Genomic DNA, 14,936 nt, shown 5'->3' on the forward strand with positions numbered 1-14,936 from the left:
ATTTATAAGCTAATCAATGGAAACTGTATGAGGTAAGATATGACTAAAATTATAGCTACCCTAGGTTTAGCAGCAATCGTTTCAATCTCTGTTGCAGCCTGCCAAGGCGAAAACGATACCAAGCAGCAAGATAAAACTACGACGCCACATTCATTAGATAAAGACTCATAAAATTGAAAAGCCCATCTATTGATGGGCTTTTTAAATCATATTTTCACTTAGAAAAATGGGTTAGTCACAAGAACTAAACCGACTGAGAAAAACGAGTCATCTTCGGTCTGATTTAAACGATTACCATAACTTGCATTGAACTGAACATTTTCTTTGTACAACATATATTTAATACCGGTTTGATAAAATGAATCACTTCGATCATTTCCATAAACTTCAGCAGTAAACGTTAAAGGTTTCGTAATGAATGTTTCTGTCCCAACACCCCATGTGGTTTGCTCGCGATGAGTAGTATGTTCTCTAAGCCATCCCACATTGCTATGCACCAAGAAATGGTCATCTAACATAGAAATACTTAAGGGAACATTCACAGACCAATCTTTTTCAGAAGTGTGGTTGTTATTAATTTGAGTCGCAAATGAAACGCCAATTCCCCAGTTATTCGTCTCAAGTGGTTTTATAAGTGTTTTCCCTTGAACAGTTGTATAAGTCGCATTACCTGTGTCATCGGAAAAATGGCGCCCCATACCTACACCAAACTCAAAATTGCCACCTATATTGCAAGAAGGAATAATCCAATATTCTTTATTAGTGGGATTATTCTGCATCCATGAATCAAGTTGACAAGAATGGGCAGGAACTAAAGAAGCATCATCAACCACCATAGGTCGTCCAGCATAGCTAGAAATAAATGCCAAGCAAGTGCTAAAAAAAACGACAGATTTTTTAAAATTAAGAAATAGCATTGATGACTCCAATACAACAAGGAGCGTATGCGAGTATTTACTCGTCTTTCAACAAGACAGATAAATAAGAAATAAAGCAAGAAGGAGGGACTCTCTTAAATCCACAAGAGAGCCAGTGGGCTTTAGTGGATACTTAGATCTGAGTCGATGATTTATTCTTATCAATCGAGCAAGTACTCACAATGAAGCCCCTAAAAATTCGTTGCGCGGATTCTAAGGTGGTTTTTCTGAGCTGGCAAGTTAAAGTTTCATGACATATATTTTTTGAACAACAATTAAAAGACATACAAACTCAAACGTTACTCATCAAACTTATACATAAAGTAAAATTTAATAAAACGTATCTTTCTTATTATTATTTAAAAGAATTTCGAGGATTAAAAATGAAAAGAATCATTAAAATTTTATTATTAACAGGATTAATTGCAACCTTACCCTTAACCGTAACTGCTAAAAATGTTGAAAACAAAGTAAGCTTTTTAAAAGGTTCTGATCAAGCAACTTTAACAGGGAAATTTCAGGGTTATGATGATGTAAGGTATCGAGTTTTTGCAAAAAGTGGTCAGGTTTTAAAATTTAGCATTAATAGTTATAGTAACTTAGCTTATGTTAATGTTTTTGCTCCAGGTAAAAAGCCAGGCAAAGATAAAGCATTATTGGTAGGTTCGACTATAGGCTCTTCCGGAGAACTAGTACTACCAGTCGATGGTGACTATATTATTCAAGTTTATCAAATGAGAAATAGTGCACGAAAAAATAGAACCGTATCTTTTAATTTAGATCTTCAAATATTAAATAATAAAAATATAAAGTGATAATTAAAAGATTTATATAAAAGCTCTCATAGTTAGAGCTTTTATATAAGACTGAAAATATTAAGTTAAATAAATTGACTCATGAATTCCGCACTTTTCAACAAAAGCTAAATCATGAGAGACTAATAATACAGCACCTTCATAGCTAGAAATAGCATTTGCAAATAGTTCTCTTGATTCAATATCCAGATGATTTTCTGGTTCATCGAGTAATAAAAGTTCAGGCATAGTCTCTGCATGACTCAAACCTAACAATGCGACTTTTAACTTCTCACCACCACTCAGTTGAGCTAAAGGATAAGTCCCTTTTTCCCCACGAAGCCTAAGTTGACCTAGTAAATTTCTCCACTCTAACTCAGAAATATTAGGGTTAATGTTTCTTAAGTTCTCAACAGCAGACAAATGGTTTAATAAAAAGCTAAAGTTCTGATCGAGATAAAAGCAATTTACAAATAGGCTAATTTCATCTGTGGGCACTACAGCAGATTGAACAATCTGTTTCAGCAAAGTTGATTTTCCAATGCCATTACGACCCATCAAGTGAATTTTTTGAGACGCTTTGAGGGCAAAATTAATGGGCTGCTGGGTTCCATAGTTAAGTTTTAAGTCAAGAACTCTAAGAATTTCTCCTGAGCGTTTTTGAAAAGAGGGGAATACAAACTGCTGCGGCTTAACAGTTTCCAAAAGTACTTTTTTATTCTTTAAGTCTTGCTGGCTTTGATCAATTTGACGCTGATGTTGAGACTGAATTGCTCCTAAGCTTTGTCCAGCCTGTTCTTTTTTAAAGTCGAGCAAAATTTTAGCTTGTGAATTTGAATCACGAAGTTTGTTACCAGCACGCTCACGTTTCTGTGCTTTCATTAAAACATCATGTTGCTTCTGCTTCATGTGCTTAACTTCACGTTGATGTTGATGCACCGACTGCTCTAAAGCTTGAATCTGCGTTTGGTACTGCTCATAAAAATTTTCATAGTTTCCTGTGGTGTGCTGTAAGCCATGTTCATTTAAATGATAAATATGGTCGACTTCATTTAGTAAAGTGAGATCATGGCTAATGATAAGAGCACCTGCCGGATGCTTCTTGAGATGATGAATCAACCACTGTCTAGCATCTTGATCGAGATGGTTACTTGGTTCATCAAGCAATAGATAGTGGTCGGTTTTTAAAAATAACGCTGCTAAAGCTAACTTGGTTTTTTGCCCTTCACTTAACTGTTTCACAGGAAAGTTTAAATCGGTTGGTAAGTGGGCCGATCGCAATAATGCTTCCCAAATAGAAGGGAGGTCCCAATTGCCTTCTAATAAATCATAATCATCGAATTCAGCTTCGCCTTGCTCTATTCTTTGCAAAGCTTTATAGAGATGGTCAATGTCTAAAGTTTCTGCAATGGTTGATGAAGAAAGACGCGTTAATTGAGATAAATAAGCATGCTTTGTCTGCCAAGTAATTTGACCACTGACGTGCATTTCCTCAGTGGGTGAAACCTCTTGGAGCAATTGCATAAGTAAAGACTTGCCTTGGCCATTACGACCAATTAAAGCGGATACTTGATGATACTCAAGTGAGAAATTCAATTCTTTAAACATCACTTTTGAAGGGAACTCTAAAGTGAGTTGCGATATTACACATGCCTGCTGAGTCATAAAAACCTCATAAATACAGGATGTACAAAATAGGAAAGTTAAGCTTTAAATAAAGACGTTAAGTCACTAAAAAATAGTCTATTTTGCACATCAAAAAAGAGAAAATTGATGAGAAAAAGACTTACTTCATTGGCGTGACTCACAAAAATAGAAAATATAACAACGACATTTTATAACGATTTTTAGTCAGTGTAAAACTTGCGCAGTTTATATGTAGAAAAGCCTAATCAACTGATTAGGCTTTTCCTTAACATCAAGAAATTATTCTTTTACGACTAAAACTTGGATTTTGGTACTGTTTAGAACGTCTTGTGCAAAACTTCCTAAAATAAGTTTTTGGAAGCCTTTACGACCATGAGAACCAATAACAATTAGGTCTGATTTTAAATCTTCAACAGCTTTTAAAATGCCGTCAGATGAGATTTCACCTTGAATAATTTGTGTTTCAATATCAACACCTTCTTCAGCGCATAAAGCTTTTACCTTCGCAAGTGTTTTTTCAGCATTAGCACGTGCTTCAACAAAATAATCTTTTACAACAGGAGAGATGTAATAAAAATCAACACCACTAAACGGATCCACTGCAACAAGACTAATTGCTGTAAGTTTACTACCAAAAGCTTTAGCAATATGAGCAGCTTGTCGTGCTGCTGCCAAAGAAATCTCTGAACCATCCACAGGTACAATAATATGTTGGTAATTCATAATGTTATTCCTCTTATTTACAAGTTGTTATATGTATGAAGCTTTTCTTACTTAAAGATTAACATATTTGTTTAAAGGTACAACTCAATTCAATTAAGTTGCAGTTAAATTAAATAAAAATTAAATATATGTTTGATTTTTATGTGTTTTTAAAATTGAAATATTACCGTAAAAGTGGTGGATGGAAAACTTTATTTTTAAGATGAACTTTACAATAAATTACTTTTCATATTTTTGTCATACAGAACTCGTATAACCAAATAGTATATTGAGGGGGAGAGGTAATATGGCAGATTTAACAGCAAAGAAAGTAAGTAAACTTATTGAAGAATTCCGCCAAACAGGTAAAGAACCAGAAAAGCTAGTGATTGGATATAAAACTTATGCACGACTTATGGCGGATGATAAGTTCGCTGAAAAGGTTGTACCTTCACTGGAAAACTCAAAAGATCGTCTCTATAAAAATCTTAAAATAAAACTTGTTACTGAAAAACACTATTTTGAAGTGAAATAAGCATAAATGTGATTCTTGTCACGCTTTACATTGTGTTATTAACATTTAGCAAGAATTATTAACATATTGTTTTTGAGTTAATACAAATAAGGTGTGTATTCAACATTTGAGAACAGTATTTATTGCTAAAAACGCTAGAATGAGTTGATTTTATCGTAAATGGTTGAATAAACTAAATGTTTAAGTTAATTATAGTTTTATTTTATCTCATCACTATTTTAGGTTTTTTATCTATAGTGGGTGGCATATTAACACTCAGTCTATTTTTAATTATTATTGGCTTAGGACTAATCTGTGCTGCATTATTATTGAAAAAAGAATTTAAAATAGATGTTTTGTTTTGGAAATAATCAGCTGTTATATATCACTCACTGAATAAAAATAATTAAACCACCTCATCTAGAGTGAGGTGTATATAAAATATATAAACATGATCTATATTATTTTAATTTATAAAAGTATTTATAGCTATTCATAATCTTTATTACAATTCTCTATAAAATAGAAAATTAAAAATTACTTCAAGTATTTAAAAATAAAAAGATTTCCTTTACGATGAAAGTAACATGAAGTTGTCTCTTTGGTATAAGGCAAACAATAACAAAAGTGAGGTGTACGCATGAGCTATAAATACGAATATGCAGGGTTCTGGTTACGATTTGGTGCAATGATTATTGATACGCTTATTCTTTTTTTAGCCATTATTCCAGCCGCATGGATCTTTTACCGTGGAGATTACGATTTGATATTTGCTACAGGCATGAGTAGTAAACCTCAAAACTATTGGTTTGATCTGATCGTAAATTATGCTTTTCCATTTTTATATACAGTTTTATGTTGGCTCTACTTTGCAGGTACACCTGGAAAACGTCTTATGCGTTTAAAAGTTCTCGATGAAAAAACAGGGAACAAGTTAACTGTAATGCAATCTCTAATCCGCTATATCGGATATATACCATCTATTTTGGTATTTTGTATTGGTCTTATTTGGGTTGCATTTGATCCTAAAAAACAAGGCTGGCATGACAAAATGGCAAAAACAGTGGTGGTCAAAGAGCTGTAATTTTAGTCAATATTTTGTTAATAAAAAATTACAAAAAAATTCTTGTGTGTTGCAGAGTAAAACCTATACTTGCCGCGAGTTTATTTAATGGAGATCCTAAATGGGTAGTTGTTCGAGGTTCGAGTTTAATTATCGATTAAACCAAAGCCAATACTGAGCAAGATCACCTTTAGGAAGGGCTATCTTGCAATGAGATAGCTTTGTAAAAAATTAGATTAAACCTATACAAATTACTTTATTTGTAATCAAGTACTTCCAGCACTTATCTGTTTAGTTTCTCGCTAGAAATGGGGAGAAGCCAATGTTTTTATATGCTTCCACACACAGCTATGCCTACCAAACTTCAATTTTGGTAAATAATTCGTCTCATACGATTCAAAGTATCCGAGCTATGTTCAAACCTGTGACTTTCCGTCAGCGTTGGTTTGGCTTTGGACTAATTTTCTCTTCTTCATCGTAAGTCTACGATCTCCTATCCCTTTCTAAATTTTAAATTTTTATAGACTTTATTTCTCAATAAGGTCGAGAGCTTTGTACGCCTAAAAAATGGAGGATTTCGTGATGAAATTCTGGCAACGACTCTTCACAGCATTTTTACAAAGATTTCATTTGATGCGTTTTTTTGGTCGTAATCGTTCTTTTAAAGAGCTACATCAATCAAGCTATGCTCAAGAAATTAGCAAAAACTTATCTATGCGTTTGCTCGATGCGTCAAGAGCCCAAACAGGTGACTTATTAAAACAATTCGATACTCACTTCACAGGGCTTACAGAAGAGCAAGCACATACCCAGCAAATGGCAGTGGGGCTTAATGAGATTACTCATGAGAAACCATTAACTTGGTGGCAACATCTTTGGTATTGCTACCGCAATCCGTTCAATATTTTGCTTAGCCTTTTAGCATTAATTGCTTTCTTTACCGATGATTTGACGGGTTCAACCATTATTAGTGTGATGGTTATTCTCTCGACGTTACTTCGTTATTGGCAAGAAGCAAAATCAAATCAAGCTGCGGATGCTTTAAAGGCAATGGTGAGTAATACCGCTACAGTATTGCGTCATCAAGTTAGTGCAGAAGATTTAGAGCTTATGCATGAGCGTTATGGCATTGATATTAAAAATCAAACGAATAGTCAGTTTGAAATGCCAATTCAATATTTGGTGTCAGGTGATGTGATTTTATTGTCTGCAGGCGACATGATTCCTGCTGATTGCAGAATTTTAAATGCAAAAGATTTGTTTGTTTCTCAAGCTGCAATGACTGGTGAATCAATGCCTGTCGAGAAATTTCCTTTGCAGAAAAATCTCGAAGAAACGAGTGCTTTAGAGCTAGATAACATTGTATTTATGGGGACCAATATTGTTTCTGGTTCAGCTCAAGCTGTTGTTTTAAGTACGGGTATTCAAACATATTTCGGCGCGCTTGCTCACCGAGTTACAGCTACTGATCGCAGCACAACGGCATTCCAAATGGGTGTCAACAAAGTAAGTTGGTTGCTCATTCGCTTTATGTTGGTCATGGCACCTGTTGTACTGTTCATTAATGGCTTTACCAAAGGTGATTGGACAGAGGCATTTTTATTCGCATTATCGGTTGCTGTTGGTCTCACGCCTGAAATGTTACCGATGATTGTGACTTCAACTTTAGCAAAGGGTGCGGTTTTCTTATCTAAAAAGAAAGTGATTGTTAAACGTCTAGATGCGATCCAAAACTTTGGTGCAATGGATGTTCTGTGTACCGATAAAACTGGAACGCTAACTCAAGACAAAATCTTTTTATCCCAACATATTGATGTAAATGGTGAAAAATCAGACTTTGTGCTCATGCAGGCATTTTTAAACAGTTACTATCAAACTGGTTTGAAAAATTTGCTTGATGTGGCTGTGTTAGAAGCTGTAGATGACCAGATCAAAACACAAAAGTTACGTTATAAGAAGTTAGATGAAGTTCCTTTTGATTTTGATCGCCGCCGTATGTCAGTCGTGGTCCAAACGCCTCAAGAAAAAGTGCGCATGATTACTAAAGGCGCGGTTGAGGAAATGTTAAAAGTTTGCCGTTATGTTGAAGTAAATGGCAAAGTAGAACTTTTAACAGAACAACGTGAAGTTGCAATTGAAGCATTAACTCAACGTTATAACCGCGATGGCTTACGTGTCGTTGCTGTAGCATATCGTGAGTTTGATAATAATCAGGAAAATTATTCGGTTGTTGATGAAAGTGATCTAATTTTAATTGGTTATGTTGCATTTCTTGATCCACCTAAAGAGTCTGCTCGAGAAGCAGTGCAAAGTTTGCATGCTCATGGTGTAACCGTAAAAGTACTTACAGGTGATAATGAGTTTGTAACTCAAAAAGTGTGCCGTGAAATTGGTCTCAATTATGATCAAGTTCTCTTGGGTGGTGTAATTGAAACTTTAACTGATGAGCAGCTCAAAAGAGCAGTAGAGCAATACAATATTTTTGCGAAGCTAAGTCCAGTACATAAAGAACGTATTGTTGAGCAGTTAAAAGCCAATGGTCACGTGGTTGGTTTCTTAGGAGACGGTATTAATGATGCTGCGGCTATACGTGCTGCTGATATTGGTATTTCAGTAGATACAGCAGTAGATATTGCTAAAGAATCAGCAGATTTAATCTTGCTTGAAAAAAGCTTGATGGTGCTTGAAAAAGGTGTAATTGAAGGCCGTAGAACTTTTGCCAATATGCTGAAATATATCAAAATGACGGCAAGTTCAAATTTCGGTAATGTTTTTTCGGTATTAATTGCGAGTGCTTTTATTCCATTTTTACCAATGCTGCCTATTCACTTACTGATCCAAAACTTACTTTATGACGTATCACAAATTGTCATTCCTTTTGACAACGTTGATGAAGAGTTAATTGCAAAACCACAGCGTTGGCAACCTGAAGAAGTCGGCCGTTTTATGGTGGTATTTGGACCGATTAGCTCAATTTTTGACATTATCACGTTTTGTCTGATGTGGTTTGTGTTTTCGGCAAATACGCCTGAACATCAGACTTTATTCCAGTCTGGCTGGTTCGTTGTGGGGTTACTCACTCAAACATTGATTGTACATATGATCCGTACAGCTAAGATTCCATTTATTCAGAGTCGCGCTGCAACACCATTATTGGTCATGACAGTGGTGATTATGTGTATTGGTATTTTCTTACCAATGGGGCCTTTGGCAAGTTACTTAAAACTGCAAGCTTTACCATTAAGTTATTTCCTATATTTGCCTTTAATTTTAATTGCTTATATGTGTATTACTCAATGGGTTAAAAAAATCTACATTCGCCGTTACGGCTGGCAATAAAATAATAGGTGCAAGATGAAGTTGCAATTTCTACAACATACAGATTTATCTAATATTGCAGATACTCTCATTAGTCTCTCGGTTGCTTTTGTTTTAGGGGCATTAATTGGATTTGAACGTCAATATAGGCAACGTACAGCTGGCCTTCGAACCAATGTACTGGTCGCTGTAGGCGCTGCAATTTTTGTGGATGTTGCAACAAATCTTACTGGAGCAGATGGAGCTGTTCGAGTCATTGCCTATGTGGTTTCGGGTATTGGTTTCTTGGGTGCAGGTGTGATTATGCGTCAAGAAGGCAATATCCATGGCTTAAATACCGCAGCGACTTTATGGTGTTCGGCGGCTGTGGGAGCTGCAGCAGGTTCCGATTTAATTATTGAAGCCATACTGGCAACAGCTTTTATTTTATCTGCCAATACGCTATTGAGACCGATTGTTCATATCATTGACCGTCGTCCAATAGATGATGATACTGAGGTGTTACATGTAATTTATATTATCTGTGACCGAAGTCAGAGCAAAGTGGTTATGGATGAATTAAACCTAACCTTGAAGCATCATAATTATCCTGCTAAAGATATTGATGTGACACCTTTCGGAGAAAAAGAGGTTGAAATAGAAGTGACGTTAATTGCAACTTCAATTGAAGCGGAAGAAGCGCAGCATATTATTAACCACTTAAATGCAATGCCACAAATACGACAGGCTTTTTGGGATAAAAACGCAATTAATTAATTTAATGAGACTTTGCACTTAACTGTTTATGAAATGCTCTAAATGGTTAAGCGCAAAGTTTTTATTTTAGGTGTTATTTTTTAACCTTAAATTTAAGAACTACAAATATGATAATACCGACAATTAGCCCCCAAAATGCCGAGCCAATACCGAAAAATTGGATACCCGAAGCACTACATAAAAAAGTAAATAATGCGGCCTCACGGTCTTCAACAGGGCCAAATGCAAGTGCAATGTTATGGCTAATGGTACCAAGTAATGCAATACCTGCTAAAGCTACAATAAAAATATGAGGAAAAGACATGAGCAAGCTTGTCAGTGTTGCTGCAAATAGTCCCATCAATGCATAGAAAAAACCAGAGCTTATGCCAGCAATATAGCGTTTACTTGGGTCAGGATGAACTTGATCGTCAAGACATACAGCCGCACTAATCGCAGCAATATTGACGCTGTAACAACCAAAAGGCGCAAGCAAAACTTGGGTTAAACCGGTCCAGCCAATGAGTTGATTCACGTGTGGTTTATAGCCATAACTTTTAATCATGGCAATACCGGGTAAATACTGCGAAGCCATACTAATCACAAACAATGGTAGCGCTAAGCCCAAAAGAGCCGACCAGCTAAAGACAGGACTAATCCAAACAGGTTTAGCCAAAGACCAGTGAAGCGTAGGCATATGGAAGTCTAAAAACACAGGGCAGAGCACAACACCAGCAAGTGCTGTGAACACGATGCTATAACGCGGCCATAATCTTTTTGTAATGATATAAATGACGAGCAAAGATAAAACGAATGCCCAATCATTTTGCAAACTTGCGAAAAGTGAAATACCAAATTTAAGTAAAACGCCTGCAAGCATGGCACTGGTCAAGCTTTGAGGAATATATGAAAGTGCTTTTTGAAAAACTCCAGAAAAACCTAAAATCGCAGTCAGTACACCAACAACTAAAAAAGCACCAATTGCTTCATTTATGCTATATCCACCGCCAGTTGCAATAATTAAAGCGAGACCAGCAGTAGACCAAGCTGTTGCTACAGGGTATTTAAATTTCCACGAAAGAATAAGTCCTGATAAACCAAGACCCAAACCTAAAGCCCAAAACCATGAGGTGATTTGTTCAGGAGAAGCACCTAAAGCTTGGGCAGCCTGAATCACTAAAATAGCCGAAACACTAATACCAATAAGAAAGGTAATGAAACCCGCGAATACGGCTGGAATAGAAAAATCTTGAAGAATCTTTTGCATGGCTAAATGTTCTAAGTCCCTGAAAAATTAATATGTTTCTGCCTATATTTTTAGCTAGATAAATCTATCAATTTTTTTAAAGAAGGTGCTTTCTATTTTTGGTTTAAAAACGAAATAATATTTTTTAAAAAGCTATAAATGCTATTATTTATTTCATAAAAATTAATTAGCTTTGGATATTATTTTTATGGATGAGCAGGCTGAAAATTTGACCCCTCTTGAACTGAAAATTATGCGCTGTTTACAAGAGAATGGACGTTTAAGTAATGCTGAACTGGCAAAGCTTGTAGGTATCAGTACCTCGTCTTGCTGGAATCATACTCAGCGCCTTTTTAAAATTGGGGCAATCTTGGATGTTCGTGCTCGGATTAATCCGTCTATGGTACAACGTGAAACCATTGTTTTGGTTGGTGTAGTTTTAGATCGTTCAACTCCTGATAGCTTTCAGGCATTTGAACAAGCGGCAGGTGGTTTGGAGAATGTTTTAGAATGTTATCTGGTTGCTGGAGAAGTCGATTATTTTCTAAAAATTCGTGTTAAAGATTTGGCTGCGTTTAACCGATTCCATAGTGAAAAAATTATTGCCTTACCGGGAGTAAGGCAGGTGAGAACATTCTTTGTACTCAATGAAGTTAAAACAGATGGCATGCTGGCATTTTAAAAATTCAGTATGTTCATCTTTATAGGCTAGGCAACTTACATCGTTGAAGTTGCTAACTTTAATCCAAACCCAAAAAATAAAATTCCGACTAAAAAAATACTACTCGCCGCAATTTTATGGTTTTGTTTAAAAAATGCCGAGAGTTTAATTCCAGAGAAAATAAGCGCTGTTAAATAGCTAAAGCTAATAATCTGTAAAATAACCGCTAAGATTAAAAAACTTAAAGCTGGATAAGCATAATCTGGGTTAATAAACTGAACAAAGAAAGATAAGAAAAATAAAATTGCTTTAGGGTTAAGTAAACTAATACTTAAGGCGGTTTTATAAGGGTGAATTTTATCTAAAGTAGGTAAATCAGCCATTTCTGCTTGGGGTTGATTACGTAATTTCCAGCGTTGAATACTGCCTTGTAAAAGCTTAAACCCTAAATAGGATAGATAAAGTGCACCGATGAGTTTAAGAATAATAAAAACCCAAGGAAATGCTTTTAATAAAGAAGCTGCGCCCAATACGGTACAGAGCATTAAAATAAGATCACCAGTAAAAATACCAAGTGCACCCATATATCCGGTTTTAATACCATAGCGTGAAGCAATTGACATCACATAAAGGGAATTAGGTCCGGGTAATAACACAATTAGGAATGTACCAATAATATATGTTGTTATATCTGTTATGCCGAACACGAGAAACCCAATAAAAAACCGATTTTTGTCATGATAACAAAAATCGGCAATTTTGTATGAAAAGTGCAGTTTTTTAAGATTTTATTTCCGCATCAATTCCAAAAGATTGACGTAACAAACGACTTAATTGATCACGAGCTTTAATAAAGCCATCAACACCACCTTGTAAAAGTTGGAATGCCATTAAGTCATGATTAAGTTCGTCTTTAAAGCTTTGTTCGTTTTGAGCAGGTCTAACAATAGCCTCTGCTTGTTTTGATTTAGTCGCATCAAGAGCTGCATCAACTGTACGTGTATCTTGCTCAAGCTGAGTAAGTAGTCCCGGCGAAATCGTTAGCAAATCACATCCTGCAAGGCCAAGCACTTGATCAATGCTACGGAAGCTCGCACCCATCACTTGAGTTGGAATATTTTGCTGCTTGTAATAGGTATAGATTTTCTTAACTGAAACTACACCAGGGTCTTTTTCGATTGGGTAAGCGTCTACACCTTCAGCCTTTTTGTACCAGTCTAAAATACGGCCTACAAATGGTGAAATTAAAGTTACTTTAGCATCTGCACATGCTTGAGCTTGATGTAAACCGAAAAGGAGAGTCAGGTTACAAGCGATCCCTTCAGCTTCAAGTACCTTAGCAGCTTGAATACCTTCCCAAGTCGACGCGATTTTAATCAAAATACGTGACTGATCAATACCATAACCTTTGTAAAGTTCACATAATTCATGCGCTTTTTCAATGGTTGCTTCAGTGTCATATGAAAGGGCAGCGTCAACCTCTGTTGAAACTCGGCCTTCAATGAGTTTTAAAATTTCTACACCAAATTTTACGGTTAAAATATCAATGGTTCTTTCAATCAGCTCATCACTTTTATAGCCTTCTTCTTTGGCTTGATAATAAGCATCTTCAATGAGCTCTTTACTTTCAGGTTGTTCTGCCGCTGCAGTAATCAATGAAGGATTCGTTGTAGCATCTAAGGGACGAAATTTACGAATAGCATCAAGGTCGCTACTGTCAGCAACAACGGTCGTTAATGTTTTTAATTGGTCAAGTGCTGTATGAGTCATTGATATTCAACATCTTCAGTAATAAATCTTATGTTTTCTTTATAGCACAAACTCTATCCATACTGTCGATATATCAATTGTTATGTTTCAAAGAAAAACGTTTATGTTCTGCATCTAAATTGAAATGATTTTAGGGAGTCGGTTGCATTCGCTTATTGCGAATATAGTCAATCAAAAACCGTGCAGCAGCACCGAGCTCACTTTCACGGCTCCACACTAAGTCTACGTAGTATTCAAAACGTGGCGTAAAATCAAATACATCTAATGCTTTAAGCTTATTGTTTAATTCTGGGTTTTCTTTAAACATCTCTTGCGGCAGTACTCCCCATCCCAAATTACGTAAAATCATTAAGCAAGCAGAATGGTGGTTGTCTGTACGCCAGTAATGTTTTGAAAATAATAATTCAGGTTTTAACGTCTCATCTCGACTTGCCACCACAATTTGCCGAGTACCTAAAATCTGCTCATAAGAAACATGCTCTTGGCTTGCGAGCGGATGGGTTTTTGAAATAACAGGAATTAAAGCTTCACGTTTGAGTTCTACAAACTGCTCTCTATTGTCTAAATGCTCACGTTCAAACATAAGGGCCAGTTGAGCAGAGCCATCTAGTAACATGTGAAGTGCATCCTCTTGAGGGGCAGACACAATATTAATTTGTAGGTCAGGGAAGCGGCTTTCTAACAGGCAAACATAGTCGGTCCAATTGGTATGTAGCAGCTCAGACACCACAACAATAGTGAGGTTTGGTTCTAGACCAGTACTTAATGCATGGGCGTGCTGTTTCCATTGATTCATTTCAATCAATAGTTGCGCCGTTTTTTCATATAGTACTCGTGCTTCAGCTGTTGGGGTAGGTTCACGGCCTTTGCGTTCAAATAAAGTCAGGTTCAGATCGATTTCTAAATTGGCAATAGACATGCTTACAGCTGAAGGAACTTTGCCAAGTTTACGGGCTGCTGCAGAAAAAGAGCCAGTTTCAATCACGGTCTGAAACATGAGCAATTGTTCTTGATTAATATTCATCTGTCAAAAAAACTGAAAGAACCTGATTGGATTAATCAAAATTATAAAAATAAAATACACATTATCCAAGTAATTATTGAGTATTTAAAAATGTTGATTTCCAAGAGAAGACTCATTCATGCAATCAGTTATGAAGGAATTTTATTGGTCATCATTGCGATTGCACTAAGTTTTATTTTTAACATGCCGATGGAAGTGACCGGAACACTCGGTGTGTTTATGGCAGTGGTTTCAGTTTTCTGGAATATGATTTTTAACCACTATTTCGAAAAAGTAGAGCATAAATATAATTGGGAAAGAACGATCCCTGTGCGGATTTTACATGCGATTGGTTTTGAGGGTGGTTTGCTGATTGCGACTGTTCCAATGATTGCATATATGATGCAGATGACAGTGATTGATGCATTTATTTTAGATATTGGCTTAACCTTATGTATTTTGGTTTATACCTTTATTTTCCAGTGGTGCTATGACCATATTGAAGATAAGTTTTTCCCAAATGCTAAAGCAGCATCACTTCATTAAAATTAAGTAGTTAAAGTAAA

At 35.9% G+C, this 14,936-nt stretch carries 17 protein-coding genes; 9 read left to right on the forward strand and 8 right to left on the reverse strand.

The window, feature by feature from the left end; genetic code table 11:
* Window positions 1-81: 81 nt before the first annotated feature.
* Window positions 82-150 carry a lipoprotein gene (locus ACH8JV_RS13155; protein ID WP_396521759.1) on the reverse strand — a complete coding sequence of 23 codons (69 nt, stop codon included), beginning with the start codon at window positions 148-150 and terminating at the stop codon, window positions 82-84.
* A 68-nt stretch (window positions 151-218) separates the two neighbouring features.
* Window positions 219-917 carry a hypothetical protein gene (locus ACH8JV_RS13160; protein WP_396521709.1) on the reverse strand — a complete coding sequence of 233 codons (699 nt, stop codon included), beginning with the start codon at window positions 915-917 and terminating at the stop codon, window positions 219-221.
* A gap of 383 nt (window positions 918-1,300) precedes the next feature.
* Between ACH8JV_RS13160 and ACH8JV_RS13165 the strand changes: the two genes are divergently transcribed.
* Entirely contained in the window at window positions 1,301-1,732 is a 432-nt protein-coding gene (locus ACH8JV_RS13165; RefSeq protein ID WP_396521711.1) for a DNA breaking-rejoining protein, read from the forward strand.
* A 60-nt stretch (window positions 1,733-1,792) separates the two neighbouring features.
* Here ACH8JV_RS13165 and ACH8JV_RS13170 read toward each other — a convergent pair whose 3' ends face one another.
* Window positions 1,793-3,376, reverse strand: a complete 1,584-nt coding sequence (locus ACH8JV_RS13170; RefSeq protein WP_396521713.1) for an ATP-binding cassette domain-containing protein — start codon at window positions 3,374-3,376, stop codon at window positions 1,793-1,795.
* A gap of 261 nt (window positions 3,377-3,637) precedes the next feature.
* Complete coding sequence (locus ACH8JV_RS13175; protein WP_151740140.1) at window positions 3,638-4,081, reverse strand: universal stress protein; 444 nt, start codon at window positions 4,079-4,081, stop codon at window positions 3,638-3,640.
* Between the two features lie 286 nt (window positions 4,082-4,367).
* On the opposite strand from ACH8JV_RS13175, the gene ACH8JV_RS13180 reads away from it, so the two are divergent.
* The 6 genes from ACH8JV_RS13180 to ACH8JV_RS13205 all read left to right on the forward strand — a co-directional run bounded on the left by ACH8JV_RS13180 (window position 4,368) and on the right by ACH8JV_RS13205 (window position 9,711).
* Window positions 4,368-4,595 (forward strand): hypothetical protein, encoded by a 228-nt coding sequence (locus tag ACH8JV_RS13180; protein ID WP_263613961.1) that lies wholly within the window; start codon window positions 4,368-4,370, stop codon window positions 4,593-4,595.
* A 176-nt stretch (window positions 4,596-4,771) separates the two neighbouring features.
* Window positions 4,772-4,945: a hypothetical protein gene (locus tag ACH8JV_RS13185; protein ID WP_240061580.1), complete on the forward strand. Its 174-nt coding sequence runs from the start codon at window positions 4,772-4,774 to the stop codon at window positions 4,943-4,945.
* A gap of 269 nt (window positions 4,946-5,214) precedes the next feature.
* Window positions 5,215-5,658 (forward strand): RDD family protein, encoded by a 444-nt coding sequence (locus ACH8JV_RS13190; protein ID WP_263613959.1) that lies wholly within the window; start codon window positions 5,215-5,217, stop codon window positions 5,656-5,658.
* Window positions 5,659-5,959: 301 nt separating this feature from the next.
* On the forward strand, window positions 5,960-6,118 hold the full coding sequence (locus tag ACH8JV_RS13195; protein ID WP_396478851.1) for a hypothetical protein: 159 nt from the start codon (window positions 5,960-5,962) through the stop codon (window positions 6,116-6,118).
* Window positions 6,119-6,219: 101 nt separating this feature from the next.
* Window positions 6,220-8,976: a magnesium-translocating P-type ATPase gene (gene mgtA, locus ACH8JV_RS13200; RefSeq protein ID WP_396521761.1), complete on the forward strand. Its 2,757-nt coding sequence runs from the start codon at window positions 6,220-6,222 to the stop codon at window positions 8,974-8,976.
* Window positions 8,977-8,991: 15 nt separating this feature from the next.
* Window positions 8,992-9,711, forward strand: a complete 720-nt coding sequence (locus tag ACH8JV_RS13205; protein ID WP_396521715.1) for an MgtC/SapB family protein — start codon at window positions 8,992-8,994, stop codon at window positions 9,709-9,711.
* A 73-nt stretch (window positions 9,712-9,784) separates the two neighbouring features.
* Here the strand turns inward: ACH8JV_RS13205 and ACH8JV_RS13210 are convergent, their stop codons facing one another.
* The gene (locus tag ACH8JV_RS13210) at window positions 9,785-10,957 is read right to left on the reverse strand and encodes a benzoate/H(+) symporter BenE family transporter (RefSeq protein ID WP_396521717.1); all 1,173 of its coding nucleotides are present in this window, start codon (window positions 10,955-10,957) and stop codon (window positions 9,785-9,787) included.
* A 187-nt stretch (window positions 10,958-11,144) separates the two neighbouring features.
* Between ACH8JV_RS13210 and ACH8JV_RS13215 the strand changes: the two genes are divergently transcribed.
* A complete protein-coding gene (locus tag ACH8JV_RS13215; RefSeq protein WP_233929836.1) occupies window positions 11,145-11,618 on the forward strand; it encodes an Lrp/AsnC family transcriptional regulator in 474 nt (157 codons plus the stop codon).
* A gap of 35 nt (window positions 11,619-11,653) precedes the next feature.
* On the opposite strand, the gene leuE is transcribed toward ACH8JV_RS13215, so the two are convergent.
* From leuE to ACH8JV_RS13230, 3 genes are all read right to left on the reverse strand, one after another.
* Window positions 11,654-12,304 carry a leucine efflux protein LeuE gene (leuE, locus tag ACH8JV_RS13220; protein WP_233929837.1) on the reverse strand — a complete coding sequence of 217 codons (651 nt, stop codon included), beginning with the start codon at window positions 12,302-12,304 and terminating at the stop codon, window positions 11,654-11,656.
* 73 nt (window positions 12,305-12,377) lie between these two features.
* Window positions 12,378-13,367 carry a transaldolase gene (tal, locus tag ACH8JV_RS13225; protein ID WP_396521719.1) on the reverse strand — a complete coding sequence of 330 codons (990 nt, stop codon included), beginning with the start codon at window positions 13,365-13,367 and terminating at the stop codon, window positions 12,378-12,380.
* A 130-nt stretch (window positions 13,368-13,497) separates the two neighbouring features.
* Window positions 13,498-14,391, reverse strand: a complete 894-nt coding sequence (locus ACH8JV_RS13230) for a LysR family transcriptional regulator (RefSeq protein ID WP_396521721.1) — start codon at window positions 14,389-14,391, stop codon at window positions 13,498-13,500.
* A gap of 90 nt (window positions 14,392-14,481) precedes the next feature.
* On the opposite strand from ACH8JV_RS13230, the gene aceI reads away from it, so the two are divergent.
* A complete protein-coding gene (aceI, locus tag ACH8JV_RS13235) occupies window positions 14,482-14,916 on the forward strand; it encodes a chlorhexidine efflux PACE transporter AceI (protein WP_005135057.1) in 435 nt (144 codons plus the stop codon).
* Window positions 14,917-14,936 lie beyond the last annotated feature (20 nt).

Source organism: Acinetobacter sp. ABJ_C5_2 (assembly GCF_044538485.1).
Classification (GTDB): Bacteria; Pseudomonadota; Gammaproteobacteria; order Pseudomonadales; family Moraxellaceae; genus Acinetobacter; species Acinetobacter nosocomialis_A.

Excerpts from the sequence above, each read along its gene's own strand:
- ACH8JV_RS13160 (WP_396521709.1), bottom strand. The coding sequence starts at position 917 with ATGCTATTTCTTAATTTTAAAAAATCTGTCGTTTTTTTTAGCACTTGC.
- ACH8JV_RS13165 (WP_396521711.1), top strand. The coding sequence starts at position 1,301 with ATGAAAAGAATCATTAAAATTTTATTATTAACAGGATTAATTGCAACC.
- ACH8JV_RS13170 (WP_396521713.1), bottom strand. The coding sequence starts at position 3,376 with ATGACTCAGCAGGCATGTGTAATATCGCAACTCACTTTAGAGTTCCCT.
- ACH8JV_RS13175 (WP_151740140.1), bottom strand. The coding sequence starts at position 4,081 with ATGAATTACCAACATATTATTGTACCTGTGGATGGTTCAGAGATTTCT.
- ACH8JV_RS13180 (WP_263613961.1), top strand. The coding sequence starts at position 4,368 with ATGGCAGATTTAACAGCAAAGAAAGTAAGTAAACTTATTGAAGAATTC.
- ACH8JV_RS13185 (WP_240061580.1), top strand. The coding sequence starts at position 4,772 with ATGTTTAAGTTAATTATAGTTTTATTTTATCTCATCACTATTTTAGGT.
- ACH8JV_RS13190 (WP_263613959.1), top strand. The coding sequence starts at position 5,215 with ATGAGCTATAAATACGAATATGCAGGGTTCTGGTTACGATTTGGTGCA.
- ACH8JV_RS13195 (WP_396478851.1), top strand. The coding sequence starts at position 5,960 with ATGTTTTTATATGCTTCCACACACAGCTATGCCTACCAAACTTCAATT.
- mgtA (WP_396521761.1), top strand. The coding sequence starts at position 6,220 with ATGAAATTCTGGCAACGACTCTTCACAGCATTTTTACAAAGATTTCAT.
- ACH8JV_RS13205 (WP_396521715.1), top strand. The coding sequence starts at position 8,992 with ATGAAGTTGCAATTTCTACAACATACAGATTTATCTAATATTGCAGAT.
- ACH8JV_RS13210 (WP_396521717.1), bottom strand. The coding sequence starts at position 10,957 with ATGCAAAAGATTCTTCAAGATTTTTCTATTCCAGCCGTATTCGCGGGT.
- ACH8JV_RS13215 (WP_233929836.1), top strand. The coding sequence starts at position 11,145 with ATGGATGAGCAGGCTGAAAATTTGACCCCTCTTGAACTGAAAATTATG.
- tal (WP_396521719.1), bottom strand. The coding sequence starts at position 13,367 with ATGACTCATACAGCACTTGACCAATTAAAAACATTAACGACCGTTGTT.
- ACH8JV_RS13230 (WP_396521721.1), bottom strand. The coding sequence starts at position 14,391 with ATGAATATTAATCAAGAACAATTGCTCATGTTTCAGACCGTGATTGAA.
- aceI (WP_005135057.1), top strand. The coding sequence starts at position 14,482 with ATGTTGATTTCCAAGAGAAGACTCATTCATGCAATCAGTTATGAAGGA.